The following is a 23,179-nucleotide window of genomic DNA, read 5'->3' on the forward strand; positions in this document are numbered from 1 at the left end:
CGGCGGGCGCCGCAAGAAGGTGCGGGCGGCGCCGGACGGCGGCCCTCAGAACAGGCGCAGCTTGTCGTCCTCGATGCCGCGCAGGGCGTTGTAGTCGAGGATCTGGCAGTTGATGCCGCGGTCGGTGGCGAGGACGCGGGCCTGGGGCTTGATCTCCTGGGCGGCGAAGACGCCGCGGACCGGCGCCAGGTGGGGGTCGCGGTTCAACAGCTCGAGATAGCGGGTGAGTTGCTCCACGCCGTCGATCTCGCCCCGGCGCTTGATCTCGACCGCGACCGTCTGGCCGTCCGCGTCCCGGCACAGGATGTCCACCGGCCCGATCGCCGTCATGTACTCGCGGCGGATCAGCGTATAGCCGTCGCCCAGCGTCTCGATGCGGTCGGCGAGCAGCTCCTGAAGGTGCGCTTCCACGCCGTCCTTGATCAGACCGGGGTCCACGCCGAGTTCGTGCGAGGAGTCGTGGAGGATCTCCTCCATCGTGATGATCAGTTTCTCGCCCGTCTTGTTGACGACCGTCCAGACGCCCTCTTCCTCGCCGGTGCCCTCCTTCAGCGTGCAGGGCGGCGACATCCAGTTGAGGGGCTTGTAGGCCCGGTCGTCGGCATGGATGGAGACGCTGCCGTCCGCCTTGACCAGGATCAGGCGGGGTGCCGAGGGCAGGTGGGCGGTGAGCCGGCCGGCGTAGTCGACCGAGCAGCGGGCGATGACGAGACGCATGGTCGGCAACGCTACTCGACGCCCGTCGGTGCGCGCGATCCGCCCGTCCCGCTCCCGATCGATCGCCCCAATTGTCCCTGGAAACTCTTGTTCATCCCTGGCCGATTGTGCCCGTAACGGGACCGTTCCATATACGCATTCTGCTGGTGCCGTCACCTACCGTTGCCTACCGTAGTAAACGGGAGGTCGCCATCTATGTACTGAGCGTGTTCGATATCGCGAACTCCCATACCTGTCCGGCAACCCCTGCTCCGCGGGGGTGCGAGAGGAGTACCCATGTCGCTCGACGTCTCACCGGCCCTACTCGAACAGGCCGAGCGAGGCGAGGTCGACGAAGCAGCATTCGTCGACTGCGTCCGGACCTCCCTGCCCTACGCATGGGAGATGATCAGCTCCCTGGTGGCCCAGCTGAAGGTCGACGGCGGATCGTTCGCCGACAACCAGACGCCCCCGCCGGACGAGCAGGCACGCGGACAGCTGCTGCGTGCGCTCGCGAGTGACGCCATCCGCGGCGCCCTGCAGCGGCACTTCGGTGTGCGGCTGGCCTTCCAGAACTGCCACCGGGTGGCGGTCTTCCCGCTCGACCCCTCGGTGGACGAGACGCTGGCCCGCTTCACGTCGGTACGCAGCCAGTTGCTGAACCAGTCGCCGGAGCTCCGGGACTGCTGACGGGCAGCCCCGGTACGGCACGGGACGTGAGCTGCTTGCTTGCCGCTCCACACGCGGGAGGTGCATTCAGTACTGGGGCGGCAAGCCCCCAAGGCGGCCGGGGAGCCGGCGGCGGGCTCAGCGCAGCTGGGGCAGCACCTCGGCGCCCAGCCGTCGCAGGTTCTCCTCCGTCGCGGCGAGATCACCCGACCCCTCCACAAGGAGGGCGAAACGGGAGATTCCGGTGCGCTCCGAGGTGGCCGCGAGCCGGTCGGCGGCGAGCCGGGGGGTGCCGACCGGGTGCAGGCCACAGAGCAGTTCGGTGTAGGCGTGGGGGTCGCGCATCGCCCGCGTCCGCCCGTCGACCGTGACATGCGCCTCCAGGCCCTGCTTCAGCCAGCCCGGCATCGCCTTCATGAGGGTCTCCGCCGCGTCCGTGCGCCGGTCGGCGAGCTGGCACACCCCGGCCGAGACGTGCGCGGCGCCCGCGATCTCCTCGGCCGGCCGGCCGGCGTCTCGGGCGTGGCGTCGCCACAGGGCGACCATCTCGGCCTTTTCCTCGTCCCCGACGTGCATGCCGAGGAGCATCGGCAGTCCGCGCTCGGCGGCAAGCCGTACGCTCGCCGGGGAGGTGCAGGCGACGACGACCTCGGGCCCCGGGGTCTCCGTCAGCTCCTCCGCCGGGCGGGGTACGACCTGCACCTCGCGGAACGTGTACCGCTCGCCGGACGCCGACACCGACGGCTCGCGCAGCCAGCGCAGCAGCAGATCGAGCGACTCCGGGAACCCCTGTTCGTACGCCTCCAGGCCCGCGCCGAACACCTCCAGGTCCACCCAGGGCCCGCCGCGGCCCACGCCCAGCGTGAACCGCCCGCCGCTCGTCAGGTGCAGCAGCGCCGCCTGTTCGCCGAGGGTGACCGGGTGGGCGGTGGGCAGTACGCTGACCGCTGTCCCGACGCGGATGCGGCGGGTGCGGCCGAGCAGTAAGGCGGCCAGGGTGACCGCGGACGGGCATGTGCCGTACGGCACGAAGTGGTGCTCGGCCAGCCACACCGCGTCCAGCCCGGCCTCCTCGGTGACCTCCGCCGAGCGGACCGCCCGGTGCAGGGCCTCCCCGGGGCCCTGGCCCGGGAACTGGGCGCCCAGCACAAAACTTCCTACGTACATCTCTTTTCCTGCTTCCTTGGCTCCGACCGGAGCTCCCCCACACCCGCATAACCGTCTGACACGTGCCCAGGACACGGCCTGGCGGGGAGATTTGCGGATTGTCTGCAGAATGGGGCCCCGCGGAGGGGGACTTGTACGGGTTGGTTCCGTACGCGTACCCCTGTCGGTGGCGCGTAGGCTGGATGCAGCCCGTGCTGCCTGTGAACCCCCGAGAGGTGTCCCGTGTCCCCGCGTCGCAACCGACCGAATGCAGCCGGATCGTCGGGCCGGAGCGCCGAGGACGACCGCGCCGACCGGTACGGCGGCTGGCAGTCGACCGAGAGCTGGCAGGGCGAGGAGTGGAGCGTACGCCATGTCGCCGGGGCGAGCGCCGAGGGCAAGACCTACCGCTGCCCGGGCTGCGACCAGCTGATCCCCTCCGGGGTCCCGCACGTGGTGGCCTGGCCCGAGTACGCGGGCGTGGACGACCGCCGCCACTGGCACAAGGCCTGCTGGAACGCGAAGGACCGCCGCACCACGCGGGTGCCGCGGTCCCGTAACGCGCCGAGGTTCTAGCCGGGGGCTAGTCGGCTTCGACCAGGTACTGGACGGAGTCCACCACGAACTCGCCGTGGTGGAGGGCCGATCCGATGGTTTCCAGCCGCCCGTACTGCTCCGGAGTCAGCGACCCGCCACGGGCGACCATCATGGCCCGCAGCAACAACCGAAAGGCCAGCTCCGGGGTGCAGCGGCGAGCGCACTCGACGAGTGCCGCCCGCACGTCGACCGCCAGGAAGCGTGCCTCCTCGATCTCGGCGAGGACCGCGTCCAGCTGGGCCGCACCGTCTTCCGTGTCCGCCCCGGCGAGGGGACGTACGTCCGCCTTCGCCGACAGGCGGGCGTCACACAGGTCGACGACCGTGCGCGTCCATTCGGCTCCTCCCCCGATCCGCTCGAAGCCCGGCATGTAGTCCGCCCCGGCGTCCCACAGCACCTCCAGCGTCTCGGAGGGAAGGCCGTCGAGGAGCGTCCGGGCGTCGCGTCGGACGGCCAGGACATACTCGGCGTCCAGGTCGGCGAGGTTCTTGGCCACGACGTCGGCGGCCGTCGGCCCGTCGTGGTACCAGTCCTGGTGGAAGAAGCCCATCACCCACGTGACGCCGAAGTCGAACTCTGTGAACCGCTGCACCGCTTCTCACCTCCCTCAGACCGGAAAGAAGGTCTGGACGTAGTAGCCGCGGGGGTGCTTGGCGACTCCCCGGCCCTTGGACTTCACGAGCTTGAGGAAGAACTGGTTGCCGGCGTCCTCAGTGGCCCGGTCCGCCCAGAAGACCTTACCGAGGGAGGAACCCTCGGGGCCGAAGCTACCCCTCAAGGGCAGCTCGACCGGGCCGCCCTGCGTCCGCATCCACTTGCTGATCCTGCTGGCATTCTTGCTCAGCGCGAAGTCGAGGACCTTTTGTGCCGTCGCCTCGTCGACCCAGACGCTGTTCGGTGTCGGCTTCCCCTGCTCCTCCGTCTTGCGCCGGGACAGGGCCTTCGCCTCGTCCTCGTCGGGGCGCACGTGCTCCTCGAGCGTGTGTGCGTCCTTGAACTGCGCCTCGTCCAGCGCCAGGTTGTCACAGTTGTGGACCAGGACCGGGCTGGTGCCGGCGACCGCGTAGAAGGTGTGCAGGTCGGACACTGTCAGGTCGTACACGGTCCGGGGCGTGGCCTGGTGCCGGTCGAGCAGCACGGCCACGGTGCGGACGGTACCGTCAGGACCGCGCAGGGCGTCTCCGCGTCGCAGGTCGGACGCCAGGGTCCAGCCGCGGCCCACGACGTAGAACCGGTGGCCGGGGGTGCTGGTGAGGCGTCCGCCGTCGGCCAGGGCCAGGTCGACCAGGTCGACGGTGGTGTGGTGGAACGTCCGCGTGACCGGCTCGCCCTGGGCACGTCCCGTCGCCGGGTCGGTGGCCAGCAGCAGGTCACCGGTCCGCACGTCACGCAGCGCCTTGCGGCTGCCGTCGGCGAGGACCACCTCGGTGGTGCCGGGGAAGCTGTTGAGGTTGCATGCCGTCCGCGCCTCCTCGAACACGTCGACCTGCCGCTCGATCTCGGCGAGCGTCTCCGCGTCGACATCGAGCGTCTTGAGCGCCTTCAGCGCGTCGGCCACCCCTTCGCCGGACCGCAGCGCGGCGTCCACGCTGCGGATCGCATCGGCGACCTTCCCGAGCGGACCGCCGAGCGGAAGCCAGGTGGCGGCCCAGGCGCAGTCGCCGAGGGTGCCGTCACCATCACCGGTGATCTTGTGGTAGCAGCCGGTGAAGTCGCCCTTGATCGAGTTGAAGATGCCCTTCCAGAGGTCAATGGTCACGTCCAGGGCGGAGACCTTGACCTTCTTGCTCAGACCCTTGACCGTCACCGTCTTGAGGAAGATCGTGTCCTCCACCGGGCAGCCGGACTCGGTGGCGGGCACGTCCGGGTCGAGGCACAGGTAGTAGCTGACCACCGCGTCGAAGTGCGCGATGTACACCATGGTGTTGCAGTTGAAGTTGTGGCACTCGTTGGGCAGTTGCTCGGGATCGCCGTCCTGCTTGATGTCGTCGATGACGGAGAACACTCCGCCGACTCCGGTCCCCGCCCCCGTCTGGACCTGCTGGTTGGCCTTGTTCCGTTCGGCCTGGTCGGCCGCGTCCTGGGCGTCCTTGGCGTACTTGTCGGCGTCCTTGGCGGCCTGTTCGGCCTCGGTCGCGGCGGTGTCGGCGCGGTCGGCGGCGGCGCGGGCGTCCTTGGCGTCCTGTTCGGCCTGGGCCGCCGCGGAGCGTGCGGCGTCCGCGTCGAGTTCGGCGGCGTCGGCCGAGCTGCGGGCGTCCTTGGCGTAGCCGTCGGCGTTGTCGGCCGCCTTGTCGGCGGCCGCGGCGTCGTCGGCGGCCTGCTTGTCGTACTCGATCGTGCGGGCCAGTGACTCCTGGGCCGCCGCGGCGGCCTTGGCGGCGTCGGCCGCGTAGCCGAGGGCCTCCTTGGAGTAGGTGCGGGCGTCCGCCGCGTACCGGGCGGCGTTCGCGGCGTGCTGGTAGGCCTCCTTGGCGTCTCCCTTGGCCTGGTCGGCGAGGTTCTTGGCGGCGTCGGCCTCGGCGGCGGCGTTCTTGGCGTGCGCGTCGGCGACGGCCTGCTGCTGATCCGCGATCGTCTTCGACGCCTGCCCGGTGAGCACCACCAGGCCGGCGGCGGAGTCGGTGTCGACGTAGGCCGAGCCGAGTTGGATGGCGTCGTTGGCGGGGTTGGCGACCTGTTCGGCCGCCTTGCCGGCGTCCACTGCGGCCTGGGCGGTGACGTGGGCGTAGCCGGCGGCCTTGGCGGAGGCGGCGAGTGCGTTGCCTGCTTCAGTGTTGGCGGCGTCGGCCTGGGCCTTGGCGTCCTTGGCGTGCTGTTCGGCCTCGTCGGCGAGTTTGACCGCGGTCCTGGCCTCGGTGGCGGCGTCCTGGGAGGCCTTGATGGCGTCGGCGGCGGCGCTGGTGGCGGTCTTGACCGCCGCGTCCGCCTTCGCCTTGTCCGCCTGCGCGGCGTCCGCGTCGGAGCGGGCCCGCTTGGCGGCCGCCTCGGCGCGGGTGGCGGCGGCGTCGGCGTCGGCGGCCGCCTGGGTGGCGGCGTCGGCGGCCGCACGGGCGTTCTTCGCCGCGGTCTCGGCGTCGTCGGCGTCCTTGTCCGCCGCGTCCGCCGCGGAGCGGGCCGCATCGGCCGCGTCCCCGGAGTCGACCTTGTCGGCGTAGGCGTCCTTGGCGTCGGCCTTGGCGCGCGCCGCGTCGGCCTTCTGCTCGGCGTCCCAGGCGTCGTCACGCTTGGCCTTGGCGTCGTCCTTCGCCTTGACGGCCGCGTCCCGCTTGTCCTCGGCCGTCTTCTCGGCGGCGTCGGCCTTGTCCTTGGCGTCCTTGGCCCTGCCCGCCTGGTCCTCGGCGTTCTTCCGGTCCTGGGCGGCTTCGGCCTGTTCGGCGGCGGCGGTCTCCTTCTCCGCCTTGGCCGTCTTCTCCTCGGCCTCGGCGGCGAGGCGCTTGGCGTGGGCGTCGGCGGCCGCCGCCTTGGCATCCCCCTCGGCCTTCAGGGCGTCACCGAGCCTGGCCTCGGCGGTCTCCTTGTCCGCCTTGGCGTTGTCGCGGTGCACCTTGGCCGCGTCGGCGGCGGCCTTGGCCTGCTCCTCCGCGGCCTTGGCGGCCTCCTTGCGGAACTCGGCCTTGGCCTGCGCGGCCTGGGCGAGGGCGCGCTGGGCGATGGTCTCACTGTCGTCGGCGGAGGCACGGGTGGCGGCCTCGGCCGTCTCACCGGCCTTCTCCAGCGCCGCCAGTGCGGCGGCCGCACCCCGGGTGACCTGCGCCTTCTGCTGGCCGACCAGCAGACCACGGCCCCGCGGCGCACCATTGGCATCCGCGATGCCGTACGCGGCCTGGAGGGCCGTGTCCGAGGTGGTGGCGGCCGTCTGCGCGGTCGCGAGCTGGGCCTTCAGAGCGGCCAGTTGCTTCTTCGCGCCCGCCTGGGCCGCGGTGATGCCGGCCTTGGCCTTGTCGAACTGGGCCTTGTCCGGGTACGACGGCGCGTCGGTGCCGCTGTGGCCGGAGGGCGCGATGTCGAACTGCTGCGCAGCGGTGCCGTTGCACGTGTACAGCTGGGCGTCGTTGCCGTTGTCGAGGGTGTGCAGGTCCAGGCATTTACCCGTACCGGCGTTCTTCAGGCTGGTGGCGCCGCGCAGGCCGGAGTCCCATGTCTGGGCGGGGGAGCCGGTGCACGACGAGATCTGGATCTTCGTGCCGTTGGCGTTGTTGCCGCTCTGCACGTCAAGACACTTCAAGGAGTTGACGTTGCGCAGGTGAAGGCTGTCCTCGCTGCCGTAGAGCACCCACTTCTGCGCCGCGCTGCCGTTGCAGGTGTAGACCTGGACGGGCGTGCCGTTGTCCTTCTTCCCGCCCTGTACGTCGAGGCACTTGCCCTTGGCGGCGTGCACCTCGATGACCGCCGGGCTGTCACCGACCCAGCCCAGACCACCCGGCTGCCAGTAGTCCTGCCAGCGCGTGAGGCGGTCGGCGACCCAGGAGTGCCCCAGCATCTCGCCCAGGGCCTTGGCGCCCTTGGCGAGTGCCTCGACGGCGGTCTTGTCGGCGTCCAGGATCTGGTTGCGCTGGGCGGCCTGGGAGGAGACCTCCTGCTGCCACTCGCCGGCCGCGGTGGAGGTGACATCGCCCAGCACGTCGTCCGGGTCGAGCGGGTCACGCCAACCGCAGGCCGCGAAGCGGGACTTCACGTCCTCCACCGCGATACGGAACTCCGGCGTCCCCGGCTGCGGCGCGGTGCGCGGGAAACCGCCCGAGGAGAGGAAGACGCGCGCGTCGTCGGCGCCCGCGTTCGCGGCCGGGCTGCCGTGCATCCACTGGAACGCGCTGTGTTCGGCGAGCGCCCGGTTCCACTCCTGCTGGGTGGTCCCGGCCGGGTCGGGGTCCTTGCCGTAGAGCGGGCCGCCGACGGCGTCGACGGCCTTGAGGGTCTCGTCGTCGGCCTTCGGGGTGTCGTCGTTGTAGAAGTCGACGTCGTTCCTCCAGAACCGGTCGGCGATCCACGGGGTCAGGCCGGTCTGCTCGTAGAAGGACCTCTGGCCGTCGTTGCCGGTACCGGGCGGCCAGTGGAAGCCCGTGTCGGTGAACCCGGCCGGGGTGGTCAGGCCGTCCAGGGACTTCTTCCAGCCGTCCTGGAGCGTGGAGAGCGCGTCGAGGTCCTTGCCCGCCGCGTCGCGGTCCTTCTGGTACGCGGTGGAGAGCGGCGTCTGCTCCCAGCGCTCGCGGTTGGCCAGGACGTGCAGTTTGTCGGCGCTCTGGTTGAGACCGTCCTGCGCGGTCGCGGCCATCGACGGCCCGCCCAGGCGCAGTACGTCGGTCATCAGGCACTGGTCCTGCCGCAGCTGTTCGGCGGCGGTGTCCTGGTACCAGGGGTAGGAGTCACTCGCCGGTTCGGCGTTCAGCGGGGAAGAGCCCGGCTGGACCGCGAGACCGGCCACGACCGCCAGCGCGGCCACGGCGGTGACGGCGGAGGTGAACCTGCCCGGTGGTCGTGACGCGGGCATGCGGAACCTGGGTCTGGGGTGCACAGATGCATCCCTTTCTGCACTCATGGGGGGCCGGGAGAACGGCCGAAGAGCAGGGAGCGGCTGCCGGAACGCGCCTCTGGCAGCCCGTCAGGACGGCAGGGACGACGGCAGGGTGAAGCGACCCCTCCCCGTGAGCGACGGTGTTCCCCCGGTCGCTGGTCGATGCGCGCGTCACGGAACTGGTCAGGTTCCGGTCATGCGCGGCGACACCTTACGCGTACACGGATTGATTCGTGTAGGTGTTCGCTTCGGGACGGCGGAGCGTGCTGGCCGGAAAGTTCCCGCTGTTCACCGGGTGGCAGGTGATCCACCCGGGAGCATGTTTATGGATGTTCTGTGGGTTTCCTGTGTGTGCGACCCGGGCGATGGCCTCCGTGGGCCGTAGAGGAATGGCTGGTTTACGCCCCCATGGCGTCGGTGGGTACGACGGTGAAACACGAGGGCCTCCCGTCGGCGGCACGCGGATCCGTCGATCCGCGGCGCCCGGGAGGCCCCTGCCGGTGAACGTCCAGGCTCAGACGTCCCGCTTCTGCAGCAGCGCCCACGCGCCGGCGAACGCGGCCGCCGTCAGGCCCAGCATGATCCACAGCGGGTCCCAGCCGGTGGGGCCGGAGCTGCTGAGGGAGTTGTCGTAGAAGCAGCTCATCTGGCTCGGGATGGAGTACTCCAGCAGCCATTCGCGGATCTTGGACAGCGACTGCGAGGCCATGAACAGCGCGATCACCAGCGGGGCCAGCACCGCGCCGATCATGATCGTGATGGCTCCCGCGGAATGCCGGATGACCGAGCCGATGAGCAGCGAGAACAGCCCGAGAAGCGCGATGTAGACGCTGACACCGACGGTCGCCTTCAGCCAGTCGTCCGTGGAGGGCGTACGGGCGCCGCCGACCCCTTCCAGCATGGACGCGTGGACCATCGCCACGAAGCCGGACGTGGCCAGGGTGACGACGAAGGCGACGGCGAAGAACACCATCGACTTGGCCGCGAGCACCCTGGCCCGGCTCGGGCACGCGGTCATCGTCGTGCGGATCATGCCGGTGCCGTACTCCGAGGCCGTGGTCAGCACGCCGAGCGTGATGATGCACATGCTGCCGAGGAGCAGGCCGAAGAAGCCGAACTGGAGCGGGTTCTGGTCCGACAGGCTCTGCGACCCGGAGTGGGAGCTGACCACCGAGCCGGAGAGCAGGCCGATGCCGAGGACGAGCAGCACGAACACGCCGAGCGTCCACATCGTCGACCGCACCGACTTGATCTTCGTCCACTCGGAGGTCAGCGCGTGCCCGAGGTGGGTGCGCACGACCGGGATCGGAGAGGTGTAACCGGGGTACGGACCGCCGGGCACCGCCTGCCAGTCGGGCACGGAGGCAGGGGCCTGCGGCATCGGGGGCTGGTGGGTGCTCATCGGGCGTCCTCGGGCTTGGTCAGGTCGGCGGGGGCGGGGGCGGCGGGCGGGGCCGGGGGAGCGGCGGCGGGCGCCTGCTGCGGCGCGGTGGCGGCCGGCGCCGGCGGCTGGTCCTGCGGCGCCGGAGCGGCAGGCTGAGCCTGCGGGGGCTGCTGGGCGTACGGGGGCTGCTGGGAGTAGGGGTTGGGGGCGCCGGGAGCCCCGTAACCGCCCGCCTGCGCACCGCCGTACGGCCCCGCGGGCGCCTGCGGCATCGCGAACGGCTGCCCGCCCTGCTGGGGCGGCGGCGGGGCGTACCAGCCGGGCTGGCCCTGGCCGGGCACCGGCAGGGGCGGCTGCGCGCCCGGCGGCAGCGGCTGCTGCAGGCCCGCCTTCTGGTCGATGGTCGAGCGGTAGTCCACGGCGCCCTGCGTCATCCGCATGTACGCCTCCTCCAGCGAGGCCTGGTGCGGCGACAGCTCCCACAGCCGGACGCCCGCCTCGTGCGCGAGGTCGCTGATCCGGGGCAGCGGCAGCCCGGTCACGCGCAGCGCGCCGTCCTGCTCAGGCAGCACATGGCCGCCCGCCTCGGTGAGCGTGGTGCTGAGCTTCTCGCGCAGCTGCGGCTCGCTCTCGGGGGTGCGCACCCGGGCGAAGTCGGCGGAGTTGGCCGAGATGAAGTCCTTCACACTCATGTCGGCGAGCAGCTGGCCGCGTCCGATGACGATCAGGTGGTCGGCGGTCAGCGCCATCTCGCTCATCAGGTGCGAGGAGACGAAGACCGTACGGCCCTCGGCCGCGAGCGCCTTCATCAGGTTGCGGACCCAGAGGATGCCCTCGGGGTCGAGACCGTTGACCGGTTCGTCGAACAGCAGCACCTGCGGGTCGCCGAGCAGCGCGGCGGCAATGCCGAGGCGCTGCCCCATGCCGAGCGAGAAGCCCTTGGACCGCTTTCTCGCCACGTCCTGCAGGCCGACCACGCCGAGCACCTCGTCCACGCGCCGGGCCGGGATGCCCGACAGCTGGGCGAGGCTCAGCAGGTGGTTGCGGGCGCTCCGCCCGCCGTGCACGGCCTTGGCGTCGAGCAGGGCGCCCACCTGGCGGGGGGCGTTGGGCAGCCTGCGGTACGGGTAGCCGCCGATCGTCACCGAGCCGGACGTCGGGTTGTCCAGCCCGAGGATCATCCGCATCGTCGTCGACTTGCCCGAGCCGTTCGGCCCGAGGAAGCCGGTGACGGCACCCGGCCGCACCTGGAAGGAAAGGTTGTACACGGCGGTCTTGTCGCCGTAGCGCTTGGTCAGGCCGACAGCCTCGATCATGCTCCGCACCCATCGAAAGGTTCAGGACAGCGGGGCACACGCCCCCGTAAGGGTTAGGAGGATATCGAGGCGCTGACGGTTCCGCCCAAAAGAAAGTAAAGTCATGACGCTACGCTGCGTCACCTCTGGTCTATTGGGCGTCCCGGCGCTTGATGAGGACGTACCCGCCGACGAGCGCCGCGATCACCCACAGCGCCATGATCCCGAGCCCGCCCCAGGGCCCGTACGGTCTGTCGTCGCCGATTCCCGGCACCACCTGCATGATCCGGCTGCCCGCCTGGTCCGGCAGGAACCGGCCGATCTTCTTCGTGGCGTCCACATTGCCTAGGATGTTGGAGATCAGGAAGAAGAACGGCATCAGGATGCCGAGCGACAGCATCGGCGAGCGCAGCATCGCGGCGACACCCATGGAGAACGTCGCGATCAGCGTCATGTACAGCCCACCGCCGAGCACCGCGCGCAGCACGCCGGGGTCGCCGATCCGCGCGCCGTCGGGCCCGAGCATCGCCTGCCCGAGGAAGAACGCGGCGAAGCTCGTGCACATGCCGACCACCAGGGCGAGCCCGGTGGCCACCGCGACCTTGCCGAACAGGAAGGTGGCGCGCTGCGGCACGGCGGCCAGCGACACCCGGATCATGCCGGTGCTGTACTCGTTCGAGACGACGAGCACCCCGAACACGATCATGGCGAGCTGGCCCAGGGTCATACCCGCGAAGCTCACGTACGTCGGATCGAAGGACAGCCGGTCCTGCACCGGCATCGAGTCGAACTGGCTCCGCGACAGCGCCGAGATGAGCATCCCGACGGCCAGGGTGACGACCACGGCCAGCGACAGCGTCCACACGGTGGACGCCACCGACCGGATCTTGGTCCACTCGGACCGGACGACCTGCACGGCCGTCATCGCCCCGGGCCATTCCGGTCGGCACCCCAGTCCTGCGGGCCGGGATCCTGGCCGGCCTGCGCGTGGTACTCCACCGCCTGGGCCGTCAGCTGCATGAACGCCTCCTCCAGCGAGGCCTGCCGCGGGCTCAGCTCGTGCAGCACGACCCCGTGCCGCGCCGCCAGCTCACCGATCCGCTCCGCCTTGTCGCCCTCCACCTCCAGCGCACCCGAACCCGCCTCCACGACGGTGATCCCGTCCGCGTGCAGCACGTCGAGGAGCCGTTCGCGCTGCGGGGAGCGGATCCGCACGTACGACCGCGCGTTCTGCCGGACGAAGTCGGCCATGGAGGTGTCCGCGAGCAGCCGTCCCTGCCCGATGACCACCAGGTGATCGGCGGTCAGCGCCATCTCGCTCATCAGGTGGCTGGACACGAACACCGTCCGCCCCTGCGCGGCCAGCGATTTCATCAGGTGCCGGATCCAGTGGATGCCCTCCGGGTCCAGACCGTTGACCGGCTCGTCGAACATCAGGATCCGCGGATCGCCGAGCAGCGCCGCGGCGATCCCCAGCCGTTGCCCCATCCCGTACGAGAACCCCTTGGCCTTCTTCCGCGCCACCGCGGTGAGCCCGACGGTGTCCAGCACCTCCGCCACCCGGGCCCGCGGAATCCCGTTGCTCTGCGCGAGGCACAGCAGGTGGTTGTAGGCGCTGCGCCCACCGTGCACGGCCTTGGCGTCCAGCAGCGCGCCGATGTACGTCAGCGGGTCCTTCAGCTGCCGGTAGTGCCGGCCGTCGATCCGGACATCACCGGCCGTGGGGTGATCGAGCCCCAGGATCATCCGCATGGTCGTGGACTTCCCGGCCCCGTTGGGCCCCAGAAAGCCGGTCACGATCCCGGGTCTGACCACGAAGGTGAGCCCGTCGACCGCGACCTTCTCGCCGTACCGCTTGGTCAGCCCCTCCAGCTCGATCATGCGGTCACGCTAAGACCGGCTCCGGGCATCTGCCACTCGAGCGGCCGGAGCGGGCAACTGGAGGGTCCGGCGACGACCGGGGAGCGTGGGCCGAGCCGGCCGGTGGGCGGGTCGGCGGCACGGGCCGCGCCGAGCCGGTCGTCACCGTGCTGTGCCGGCGCCAGGGAGCCGTCGCCGACCGGTGCCGGGCCCCGGTCCGCCGCGCGAGGACGTGCCGGCCGCGCTGCGGACGAGGGCCGACCGGCAGCGGGAGATCGGCCAGGACGCCCACTGGGCGCTCGCGGAGATCGGCGACCAGCGCATCGGGGAGGCCGGCGAATCATGAACCCTCCCACCGACCGGGTACGGCACGAGATCGTGCCGCGCGGACCGGCGACCGAGGCGACCCCGGCGGACATCGTGGACGAGGTGGTCCTGCCGTTCGTCCGCGCTCCGAGGGGGCCTGGGGGCCGCGCGACCAGCCCCACGCACCCGCTCCCACAGACGAAGGCCCGCACCCCCGAAGGAGATGCGGGCCTTCGTCGAGATTCGCCGTGCGGCAGCGCCTTACCGGGACTGCTGCGCCGGAACCCCACGCGAGATCGGCTCGTCCTCGGTCGGCGAGCCGGCGGCGGCCACCGCCGCGCCGGTCAGCGTGGCGAGCATCTCGCGGACGTTCGTCAGCTGGGCGTTGATGCTGTCGCGGCGGTTCGTCAGCGCCGCCAGCTCACGCTCGGATTCCGAACGGATCCGGTCGGCCTTGGCGTTCGCGTCGGCCACGATGTCCTCGGCCTGGCGCTGGGCCGTCTCCACCGTCTGACGGGCGCGGCGCTCGGCGTCCGTGCGCAGCTTCTCGGCCTCCAGGCGCAGCTGCTCGGCGCGGTGCTCGATCTCGGCGAGACGCTTCTCCGCCTTCTGCTGACGCGAGGCCAGGTCGCGCTCGGACTGCTCGCGACGCTTGGCGAGGTTCGTCTCGAAGTCGGCGGCGGCCTGCGCGGCCTTGGCGCGGGTCTCCTCGAAGAGGGCGTCCGCCTCCTCGCGCTTGGACTGCGCGTCCTTCTGCGCCTCGGCGCGCAGCTGGGCCGCGTCGGCCTTCGACTTCTCGACGATCCGGACGCCCTCGTCCTCGGCCTTGGACTTGCGCTCGGCGGCGTACGACTCGGCGTCGTTGCGGACCTGCTGGGCCGCCGACTCGGCGAGGTCGCGGTGCTGTTCGGCCGCCCGCCGGGCCTCCTCACGCAGCTCCTTGGCCTCTTCCTCGGCCAGGCGCAGGATCTTCTCGACCCGTGCGCCGAGACCCGCGTACGACGGCTCGGCGTCGGTGACCTGGGCCTGGGCGTTCTGCGTTTCGAGGTGCAGCTCCTCGATGCGCTTCTCCAAGGCGGTGATGCGGGCGAGAGCGCTGTCACGGTCGGAGACGAGCTTGGAGATACGTTCGTCCACCTGAGCGCGGTCGTACCCACGCCGCACAAGCTCGAAGCCGTAGGGGGAAGTGTCGCTCATGGGGTTCCTGTCAATGAGACCGGTGAGGTGATAAGGGGAATCCTAGGGGCCGAAGCGGTGTGTCATCGAGCGGATACGGTTTTGATCTGGAGAATGGCACCTCTTTTGAGTGGCTGACCGTCGGAGCGCTTGCCAACGACTCGGGCAAAGCCCCCAGACGTTACCGGAACGCATCGCTCACACTAGCTGTCTGACGACTTGCCACCCGATCGGGGGGCTCCCACCGTCGCGCCCGCCTTGACACCGCCGTCCTTGCTCCCGCCCGGGGCCTCGAAGGACTCCAGCGCCTCCAGGACGTCCTGGACCCGCGAGATCTCGGCGTTGATGTCCTCGCGCCGGCGCACCAGGATCTCCAGCTCGCGCTTGCCCTCCTCGACCGTCCGCCGGGCCTCCCGGATCGCCTCGGCCTTGAGCTCCTCGGCCTCCTTGACCAGGCTGGCCTTCTTCTGCTCGGCCTCCTTGAGCAGCCCCTCCGCCTTCTTGACGGCGGCGATGCGCACCTTGCCCGCCTCGGAGTTGGCCTCCGAGACCAGCTCCTTGGCCTTCGCCTGCGCCTTCTCCAGCTGCTCCTCGGCGGCCTTGATGAGCGCGTCGCAGCGGTCGCCGGTCGACCTCATCGTCTCGGCGGCCTCGCGGCGGGCCCGCTCGTGCAGCTCCTCGATCTCGGTGGTGATGCGGTCGCGCAGCTCCTCGGCGCGCTCCCTGATCGCGGTCGCGTCCCGGCGGGCGCCGACCAGCAGCTCGTCGGCGTCCGTACGGGACTTCTCCACCAGGGAGTTGCCCTCGACGGTCGCCTCGGCGACGATCCGCTCGGCCTCGCTGCGGGCCGCCCCGACCATCGTGTCGGCCTGCGACTCGGCGTCCGCGGTGGTCTTCAGCGCCTGCTCCTGCGCCTCGCCGAGCAGCTTGTCGACCTCGGCCGTGGTCTCGGTGATGAGCGTGTCGACCTGCTCGGCCGCCTCCGAACGCCGCTTGTTGGCGTCCTTGCGGGCCTCGTCGAGGGTCCGCTCCGCCTCCTCGCGGGCGGAGCTGACGAGCCGTTCGGCCGCCGCCTCCGCATCCGCCCTGACCTGCTCCGCCTCGGCCCGCATCCGCTCGGCGTGCTGCTGGGCCGAACCGACGGTGTCGGCGGCCTCGGCGCGCAGCCGCTCGGCCTCGCCGGTGGCGTCCCCGATGAGCTGCTCGGCGGCCGCCAGCGCCTCCGCGCGCACCCGGTCCGCCTCGGCGAGGGTCTCCGTGCGCACGCGCTCGGCCTCGGCGGCGGTCTCCGCCTGCAGCCGCTCGGCCTCGGCGATCGTCTCGGTCTGGAGCCGCTCGGCCTCGTTGCGGGCCTCGGTGATGAGGGTGTCCGCCTGGGTGGCCGCGTCCGAACGGATTCGGTTGGCGTCCTCGCGGGCGTCCGCCCGGGTGCGGGCGGCCGCCTGGTCGGCCTCGGCGAGCGCGTCCGAGGCCTCCGTGCGCACCCGCTGGGCGTACTCGCCGGCGTCCGCGCGCAGCCGCTCGGCCTCGGCGATCGCCTCCGCGACCGTACGCTCGGCCAGCCCCTTGGCGGCCTCGGTCTCCTCCTTCGCCTCGCGGCGGATCCGCGAGGCGTCCTCGCTCGCCCGTTCCCGTTCGGCGTAGGCGTCGGCGCGGACCCGGTCCGCCTCCTCCTCGGCCTCCCGCTTCGTACGGTCCGCCGCGTGCTCCGCGGCCGAGCGCAGCCCGGTGATCTCCTCCTGCGCCTGCTCGTGCAGCCCGGCGACGGAGTCCCGCACCTGCTGGGCGTGCTGCTCGGCGGCGGAGACCATCTCGGTGGCGCGCCGGTCGGCCTCTTCGACCAGCCGGGTCGCCTCGGCCTGGGCCTCCTCCACCCGCCTGCGGGCGGAGGCCAGCAGTTCCTCGCTCTGCTCGCGGGCCCGCTCGCGCTCCTGGTCGGCCTCGGCGCGTGCGGCCCCGAGGGTCTCCTCGGCCTCGCGGCGGCGCCGGACGGCCTCCTCCTGCGCGGCGGCCAGTGTCTCGGATGCCTCGGTGCCGAGCCGCTCGGCGGCGGCCTGCGCCTCCGCCCGCACCCGGTCGGCCGTCTCCTGCGCCTCGACCTTCAGCCGCTCGGCCTCGGCGGCGGCCTCGGAGCGCAGTCGTACGGCGATGGCCTCGCCCTCGGCACGGGAGGCGGACGCGTCGGACGCGGCCTCCGTGCGCAGCCGGTCGGCCTCGGCCTCGGCCTGCTCCTGCAGGCTGCGGATGCGTTCCGCCGACTCGGCGCGCAGCCGCTCGGTCTCCTCGCCGGCCTCGCGGCGGATCCGGGCGGCGTCCTCGCGGGCCTCGGTCAGCGCCTGCTCGGCCGAGGCCAGCCGGTCCTGCGCCTCGGTCTGCAGCCGCGTCAGCTCCTCGGCGGCCTCGGCGCGGCGGGCCTCGACGGCGCGCTCGGTCTCCTCGCGCAGTGCGCGCGCGGCGGTCTCGGCGTCCGCCCGGGCCGTCTCGGCCTGCTCGTCGGCCTCGGCGCGCAGCCGCTCGGCCTCCTTGCGGGCGCGGTCCAGAGTCTCCTCGGCCTGCCGGCGCAGGCTGGTGGCCCGCTCGATGGCCTCGGTGCGGACCTTCTCGCTGTCGGTGGTCGCGCTCTGGCGCAGCTCGTCGGCGTCCGCCTTCGCCTTGGCCAGCAGCTCCTCGGCGGACCTGGCCGCCTCCTCGATCTGCGTGACCGCCTCGCGGCGGGCCTCCGCGCGGATCGATTCGCCTTCGGCGACCGCGTCGGCGCGCAGCTGCTCGGCCTCGCCACGCAGCCGGCGGGCCTCCTCCTGCAGCTCGACCGTCTTGGCGCGGTACTCCTTGGTGTCGTCCTTCGCCGCGCCCTTGAGCTGCTCGGCGATGTCGTGCGCCTCGGCGCGCAGCCGGTCCGCCTCGGCCTCGGCCTCGGTGCGGATCCGCTCGGCCTCCTCGGCGGCGGCCCTGGTGGTCCGCTTGGCCTCCTCGGACGCCTTGTTGAGCACGTCCTCGGCGGTCTTGGCCGCCTTGGACAGCTGGGTCGCGCTCTCCTCGGCGGTGATCGTGCGGGCCTTCTCGGCGGCCTCCGCGACGATCTTCTCGGCCTCGGCGCGGGCGTCCGCGACCAGCTGCTCGGCCTCGGACCTGGTCTGCTCGGCCTCCTTGGTGGCCTCCTCGACCAGCCGGGCGACCTGCTCCTTCGCCGTGCGCGTGCGCGCCTCGCCCGCGGCCTCGGCGCTCGCGAGGGCCTTGGCGGCGGCCTCCTTGGCCTCCGTCTGCAGCTTCTCGGCCTCGGTCTGCGCCTTGCGCAGCGCCTCCTCGGCCGCCGTCATCCGCTCCTCGGCGGCCCGGCTCAGCTCGGCGGCCCGGCGGCGGGCGGTGTCCGACTCGCCGGCCGCGTCGGTGCGCAGCCGCTCGGCGTGGTCGGTGGCCTCCTGGGCCTGCGTGGAGGCGGCGTTCAGCAGCCGCTCCGCGTCCGTGCGGGCACGGCGCAGGAGCTGCTCGGCCTCGGCACGGGCCGCTTCGGCGTCGTTCTGCAGCCGCTCGCGGGCCTCCCGGGTCAGCCGCTCGGCCTCCGCGCGGGCGGTGGCCATCGCCTGCTCGGCCTCGTTGCGGGACTCCTCGAGGAGGCGGCGGGCCTGTTGCTCGGTACGGGCGCGCAGCTGCTCCGCCCAGGCCACGTTCTCGTTGACGTGCGACTCGACGGTGGCGCGGCGTTCGGCCAGCTCCTGGTCGAGCTGCTGGCGCCGGGTCACCGCCTCCTGGTGCAGTTCCGCCTGCAGCCGGGCGGCCTGCTCGGCGTGCTCCTGCAGGATGCGCTGCGTCTGCGCGCGGGCCTGGCTCAGCTCCCGCTCGGCGTCCTGACGCAGCTGGTCGGCCTGCATCTGGGCATTACGGAGCAACTGCTCGGCCTGATAGCCGATGTCACCGCCGTCGAAGGCGGGCCGGGTCATCAGGGTGCGGCGCGCCTCGTGCAGCTTGGCGCGCAGCACCTCGACCTGGTAGCCGAGGTCCTCGGCGTGCTGGATCGCCTTTTCCCGCTCGGTCCTCAGCCGCTTCATCTCGGCCTCGAACCGAGAGAGGTGGTCGACGTCAGCCGCCGGCTCTCGCTCCTGGCTCTCGTAGCCCCGCACTGCGCGGTCCCATCCGTCCCCTGGTCAGCTTCTCCAACGAGCTCCGTCCATCCGCCGAACGGGGCCCCCGGGGAATGGTGTCAGATCAACGGCGGAGCACGGGCTGCTGCCCCGACGCTCGTCCCCCGAAACCCGGACCCCGGCATGCGGTCATCCCTGTTTCAGGGACGACCGCCCCCAACCCTACCGGCCCTTATGTACGAGGGTCAGTGCTCGGGCGACTCAACAGGGGCCGAAGTGACCAGTTCTGTGAGGACGCCATGGCAATCCTTCGGGTGCAGGAAGGTGATCCGCGACCCCATGGAACCGCGCCGGGGCTCGTCGTACAGCACGCGTACGCCCTTGCCGCGGATCTCCTCGGAGTCGGCGTCGACGTCCGCCGTGCCGAAGGCGATGTGGTGGACGCCCTCCCCGTTCTTGGCCAGCCACTTCCCGACCGCGGAGTCCGCGCGGGTCGGCTCCAGCAGCTGGAGGTAGGAGGCGCCGCCGTCCGAGGTCCCGTTGATCTTGAGCATGGCCTCGCGTACGCCCTGCTCCTCGTTGACCTCGGTGTGGAACACCTCGAAGCCGTAGGTCGCCCTGTAGAACTCGACGGTCGTGTCGAGGTCGTGGCAGGCGATCCCGATGTGGTCGATTCGCGTCAGCATGGAATCAGTGCAGCGCTCCCGGCGTGGTTACGCAACGTGCGCGCGATCACACCGACGGCCCGATGACGGCACGGAGTGCCATCAGTACATTCGAAGTAAACCCTCGTTCACTCCTCGGCTGTGCAGGCCGGTAAGGGGATCGCAGCTCATGCCTTCTGGAACGACCAGCTCTGTGATCGTCGCGGGCGCGCGCACGCCCATGGGACGACTGCTGGGCTCCCTCAAGTCCTTCTCCGGGGCCGACCTGGGCGGCTTCGCGATCAAGGCCGCCCTCGACCGTGCGGGGATCGGCGGCGACCAGGTGCAGTACGTGATCATGGGCCAGGTGCTGCAGGCCGGCGCCGGCCAGATCCCGGCCCGCCAGGCGGCCGTGAAGGCCGGCATCCCGATGAACGTCCCGGCGCTCACCGTCAACAAGGTGTGTCTCTCCGGCCTCGACGCCATCGCGCTCGCCGACCAGCTGATCCGCGCCGGCGAGTTCGACATCGTCGTGGCGGGCGGCCAGGAGTCCATGACCAGCGCCCCGCACCTGCTGCCGAAGTCCCGCGACGGCTTCAAGTACGGCGCGGTGCAGATGCTCGACGCGATGGCCTACGACGGCCTGACCGACCCGTGGGAGAACATCCCGATGGGTGAATCCACCGAGAAGCACAACACTCGCCTCGGCATCGGCCGCGCCGAGCAGGACGAGATCGCCGCCCTGTCCCACCAGCGGGCCGCCGCCGCGCAGAAGAACGGCCTGTTCGAGGCCGAGATCACCCCGGTGGAGATCCCGCAGCGCAAGGGTGACCCGGTGCTGTTCAGCAAGGACGAGGGCATCCGCGGCGACACCACCGCGGAGTCCCTGGCCAAGCTCCGCCCCGCGTTCACCAAGGACGGCACGATCACGGCGGGCACGAGCTCCCAGATCTCGGACGGCGCGGCGGCCGTGGTCGTGATGAGCAAGGCCAAGGCCGAGGAGCTGGGCCTGACCTGGCTGGCCGAGATCGGCGCGCACGGCAATGTGGCAGGCCCGGACAACTCCCTGCAGTCCCAGCCGTCCAACGCCATCCTGCACGCCCTGAAGAAGGAGGGCCTGGAGGTCTCCGACCTCGACCTCATCGAGATCAACGAGGCCTTCGCCGCGGTCGCCGTGCAGTCAATGAAGGACCTCGGCGTGTCCACGGAAAAGGTGAACGTCAACGGCGGAGCCATCGCGCTGGGCCACCCGATCGGCATGTCCGGCGCCCGGCTGGTGCTCCACCTGGCGCTCGAGCTCAAGCGCCGGGGCGGCGGTGTCGGCGCGGCCGCGCTGTGCGGCGGTGGTGGCCAGGGTGACGCGCTGATCGTGCGGGTACCGAAGGCCTGAGTTCTCTCTGTACATCGCTGAAGGTACGTCGCTGAAGTGAACGGAGCTGTTTGATGCAGGACGTCTCCTCTCTGGTGGCCCTGGCCAGGGAAGGCCGGCCACGGGCCGTGGCCCGGCTGATCTCCCTCGTGGAGGGGGCGTCCCCGCAGCTCAGGGAGGTTATGGCGACCCTGGCCCCGCTTACCGGGAACGCCTATGTGGTGGGCCTGACGGGCTCGCCGGGGGTCGGCAAGTCGACCTCCACCTCCGCGCTCGTCAGTGCCTATCGCAAACAGGGCAAGCGGGTCGGCGTGCTGGCCGTCGACCCGTCGTCCCCCTTCTCCGGCGGCGCCCTGCTCGGCGACCGCGTCCGCATGTCGGAGCACGCCTCCGACCCCGGCGTCTACATCCGCTCGATGGCCACCCGGGGCCACCTGGGCGGCCTCGCGTGGGCGGCGCCACAGGCGATCCGCGTGCTGGACGCGGCGGGCTGCGACGTGATCCTCGTCGAGACGGTCGGCGTCGGGCAGTCGGAGGTGGAGATCGCCTCCCAGGCCGACACCTCCGTCGTCCTCCTGGCCCCCGGCATGGGTGACGGCATCCAGGCCGCGAAGGCGGGCATCCTGGAGATCGGGGACGTGTACGTCGTCAACAAGGCGGACCGGGACGGCGCGGACGCCACGGCCCGCGAGCTGAACCACATGCTGGGTCTCGGCGAGTCCCGGGGCCCCGGTGACTGGCGCCCGCCGATCGTGAAGACGGTCGCGGCCCGGGCCGAGGGCGTCGACGAGCTCGTGGAGGCCCTGGAGAAGCACCGCGCGTGGATGGAGGAGCGCGGCGCGCTCGCCGAGCGCCGCCGGGCCCGCGCGGCCCGCGAGGTCGAGACCATCGCCGTCACGGCCCTGCGGGAACGCATCGGCGACCTGCACGGCGACCGCCGCCTCAGCGCGCTCGCCGAGCGCATCGTGGCGGGCGAACTGGACCCGTACCGCGCGGCGGACGAGCTGGTGGCGGGCCTGACGCAGGGCTGAGCCCCACCAACTGACGTGCCGGGCTGCTAATTTGGCGGGCATGTTGTTCCTCGTCATGGCGTAGAGCGCACACCGGACCGCGAGGCCGCCGACAAGGCCCTCGCGTCCCTCGGTGTCCCCTCTTCCGCCTCCCTCAGAGGAACATCAGCATGACCACGCACGCCTCCGTGCGGCCCTCGTACGCCGCCGTACTGCGCCTCCCGCACGCACGCCGCACCTTCGCCTCCGCCCTGGCCGCCCGCCTGTCCTACGCCACGGTCTCCCTGGCGGTGCTGCTGTCCGTCACCCGGGCCACCGGCTCCTACGCCGCCTCCGGCGCCGTGCTGTCCCTCTTCGGCGCCGCCACGGTCCTTCTCCTGCCGGTCAGGGCCGCCTTGATCGACCGGTACGGGGCACGCAGGGCCCTGTTGCCCATGGCGCTGCTCCACGGCGTCCTGCTGGCCGTCCTGGCCGCGCTGACCTGGCGCCCCGGGGCACCGCCGGCGGCCATCGCCGGCGCCGCGGTCCTCCCCGGCCTCTGCGCTCCACCGCTGGGGCCCACGATGCGCGCGGCGTGGGCCGAACTGGCACCGGAGCCCGGCATGCTGGCCCGCGCCTACAGCCTGGACGCGGTCGCCGAGGAGCTGCTCCACGTCTCCGGACCCGCCCTCGTCGGCGCGCTGACCGGCTTCGCGCCGCCGGCTGCGGGGATCCTGCTGAGCGCGCTGCTGATGGTGGCCGGTACCTGCGTCTTCGGTACGTCTCCGGCATTGCCCGGGCCGTGCCCGGCGGCCCCCGGGGACCGGCTCGGCGCCGTCCCTGGACTGCTGGCTCCCGTCGCCGTGGCCGCGGGCGTCGGACTGGCCGTCAGCGGCGTGGAACTGCTGGTCCTGGCCTTCGCCACCGAGCGCGCGCACGACACCGCGCCGGTCCCCTGGGTTCTGGGCGCGCTGTCGGCGGGCAGCGCTGTCGGCGGTCTGCTCAACGGGGCGCTTCGCTGGAGGGCGCCGGCTCGGGTCCGCCTGCGCGGCCTCGCGGCGGCCTTGGGCCTGGTGGTGGCAGCGGCAGGGCTGGCGCCCGGCCTGTGGACACTGACGGCGGCCATGGCCTGCGCGGGGGCGTTCATCGCACCCGCTCTGACGACGGCGTACCTGCTGGCGGAGGAGACCGCCGAGGAGGGTCCGCGGACCAGGGCCGGGGCGTGGGTGAACGCGGCCGTGAACGCGGGGATGTCGGGCGGCACGATGGTGACGGGGCTATTGGTCGGGAGGCTGCCGCTGGGGCTGTGTTTCGCGCTCGCGGGTGGGATGGCCCTGCTCCCCGCCCTGGGGGTGTACCGCCGCCGCGGCGTGCGGGCGGCGGGGGTGGGCTGATCGCACCGTCCCCCACCCCCCTGGGGCGGCACGGGTGGGCGCAGCGGCACCTAGACGGCGCCG

At 71.9% G+C, this 23,179-nt stretch carries 17 protein-coding genes; 6 read left to right on the forward strand and 11 right to left on the reverse strand.

The genetic code is table 11. The annotated features are described in order from the left end of the window. Positions 1-45: 45 nt before the first annotated feature. Positions 46-717, reverse strand: coding sequence for an endonuclease NucS (nucS, locus tag AB0L59_RS20745; protein WP_365585539.1), 672 nt, complete (start codon positions 715-717; stop codon positions 46-48). Positions 718-993: 276 nt separating this feature from the next. Here nucS and AB0L59_RS20750 point away from each other — a divergent pair, with 276 nt between their 5' ends. Continuing rightward, complete coding sequence (locus AB0L59_RS20750; protein WP_365585542.1) at positions 994-1,386, forward strand: SCO5389 family protein; 393 nt, start codon at positions 994-996, stop codon at positions 1,384-1,386. 117 nt (positions 1,387-1,503) lie between these two features. Here AB0L59_RS20750 and AB0L59_RS20755 read toward each other — a convergent pair whose 3' ends face one another. Next, positions 1,504-2,532, reverse strand: a complete 1,029-nt coding sequence (locus AB0L59_RS20755; RefSeq protein WP_365585545.1) for an LLM class flavin-dependent oxidoreductase — start codon at positions 2,530-2,532, stop codon at positions 1,504-1,506. Between the two features lie 222 nt (positions 2,533-2,754). Here AB0L59_RS20755 and AB0L59_RS20760 point away from each other — a divergent pair, with 222 nt between their 5' ends. Beyond that, complete coding sequence (locus tag AB0L59_RS20760; RefSeq protein WP_365585548.1) at positions 2,755-3,087, forward strand: ATP/GTP-binding protein; 333 nt, start codon at positions 2,755-2,757, stop codon at positions 3,085-3,087. Positions 3,088-3,094: 7 nt separating this feature from the next. Here AB0L59_RS20760 and AB0L59_RS20765 read toward each other — a convergent pair whose 3' ends face one another. The 6 genes from AB0L59_RS20765 to AB0L59_RS20790 form a co-directional block, all read right to left on the reverse strand. Continuing rightward, a complete protein-coding gene (locus tag AB0L59_RS20765; protein ID WP_365585551.1) occupies positions 3,095-3,700 on the reverse strand; it encodes a hypothetical protein in 606 nt (201 codons plus the stop codon). Positions 3,701-3,715: 15 nt separating this feature from the next. Continuing rightward, complete coding sequence (locus AB0L59_RS20770) at positions 3,716-8,596, reverse strand: RICIN domain-containing protein (RefSeq protein ID WP_365585553.1); 4,881 nt, start codon at positions 8,594-8,596, stop codon at positions 3,716-3,718. 538 nt (positions 8,597-9,134) lie between these two features. Next, positions 9,135-10,022: an ABC transporter permease subunit gene (locus AB0L59_RS20775; protein ID WP_365585555.1), complete on the reverse strand. Its 888-nt coding sequence runs from the start codon at positions 10,020-10,022 to the stop codon at positions 9,135-9,137. After that, on the reverse strand, positions 10,019-11,320 hold the full coding sequence (locus tag AB0L59_RS20780) for an ABC transporter ATP-binding protein (RefSeq protein ID WP_365585558.1): 1,302 nt from the start codon (positions 11,318-11,320) through the stop codon (positions 10,019-10,021). Before AB0L59_RS20780 ends, AB0L59_RS20775 begins: the two co-directional genes overlap by 4 nt. A gap of 130 nt (positions 11,321-11,450) precedes the next feature. After that, entirely contained in the window at positions 11,451-12,224 is a 774-nt protein-coding gene (locus AB0L59_RS20785) for an ABC transporter permease (RefSeq protein ID WP_365585560.1), read from the reverse strand. Further along, a complete protein-coding gene (locus AB0L59_RS20790; RefSeq protein WP_365585563.1) occupies positions 12,221-13,180 on the reverse strand; it encodes an ATP-binding cassette domain-containing protein in 960 nt (319 codons plus the stop codon). Before AB0L59_RS20790 ends, AB0L59_RS20785 begins: the two co-directional genes overlap by 4 nt. A gap of 181 nt (positions 13,181-13,361) precedes the next feature. Between AB0L59_RS20790 and AB0L59_RS20795 the strand changes: the two genes are divergently transcribed. Further along, positions 13,362-13,505, forward strand: coding sequence for a hypothetical protein (locus tag AB0L59_RS20795; RefSeq protein ID WP_365585566.1), 144 nt, complete (start codon positions 13,362-13,364; stop codon positions 13,503-13,505). A 221-nt stretch (positions 13,506-13,726) separates the two neighbouring features. Here the strand turns inward: AB0L59_RS20795 and AB0L59_RS20800 are convergent, their stop codons facing one another. The 3 genes from AB0L59_RS20800 to mce form a co-directional block, all read right to left on the reverse strand. Continuing rightward, the gene (locus AB0L59_RS20800) at positions 13,727-14,662 is read right to left on the reverse strand and encodes a cellulose-binding protein (protein ID WP_365585569.1); all 936 of its coding nucleotides are present in this window, start codon (positions 14,660-14,662) and stop codon (positions 13,727-13,729) included. A 182-nt stretch (positions 14,663-14,844) separates the two neighbouring features. After that, positions 14,845-18,759: a polarized growth protein Scy gene (scy, locus tag AB0L59_RS20805; RefSeq protein WP_365585571.1), complete on the reverse strand. Its 3,915-nt coding sequence runs from the start codon at positions 18,757-18,759 to the stop codon at positions 14,845-14,847. Positions 18,760-18,965: 206 nt separating this feature from the next. Continuing rightward, positions 18,966-19,406, reverse strand: a complete 441-nt coding sequence (mce, locus tag AB0L59_RS20810) for a methylmalonyl-CoA epimerase (RefSeq protein ID WP_365585574.1) — start codon at positions 19,404-19,406, stop codon at positions 18,966-18,968. A gap of 148 nt (positions 19,407-19,554) precedes the next feature. Here mce and AB0L59_RS20815 point away from each other — a divergent pair, with 148 nt between their 5' ends. The 3 genes from AB0L59_RS20815 (at position 19,555) to AB0L59_RS20825 (ending at position 23,116) form a co-directional block, all read left to right on the forward strand. Beyond that, the gene (locus AB0L59_RS20815; protein WP_365585577.1) at positions 19,555-20,754 is read left to right on the forward strand and encodes an acetyl-CoA C-acetyltransferase; all 1,200 of its coding nucleotides are present in this window, start codon (positions 19,555-19,557) and stop codon (positions 20,752-20,754) included. Positions 20,755-20,807: 53 nt separating this feature from the next. After that, positions 20,808-21,764: a methylmalonyl Co-A mutase-associated GTPase MeaB gene (gene meaB, locus AB0L59_RS20820; protein WP_365585580.1), complete on the forward strand. Its 957-nt coding sequence runs from the start codon at positions 20,808-20,810 to the stop codon at positions 21,762-21,764. 149 nt (positions 21,765-21,913) lie between these two features. After that, a complete protein-coding gene (locus tag AB0L59_RS20825; RefSeq protein ID WP_365585583.1) occupies positions 21,914-23,116 on the forward strand; it encodes an MFS transporter in 1,203 nt (400 codons plus the stop codon). Positions 23,117-23,179 lie beyond the last annotated feature (63 nt).

This window comes from Streptomyces sp. NPDC052109 (genome assembly GCF_040680195.1).
GTDB lineage: Bacteria > Actinomycetota > Actinomycetes > Streptomycetales > Streptomycetaceae > Streptomyces.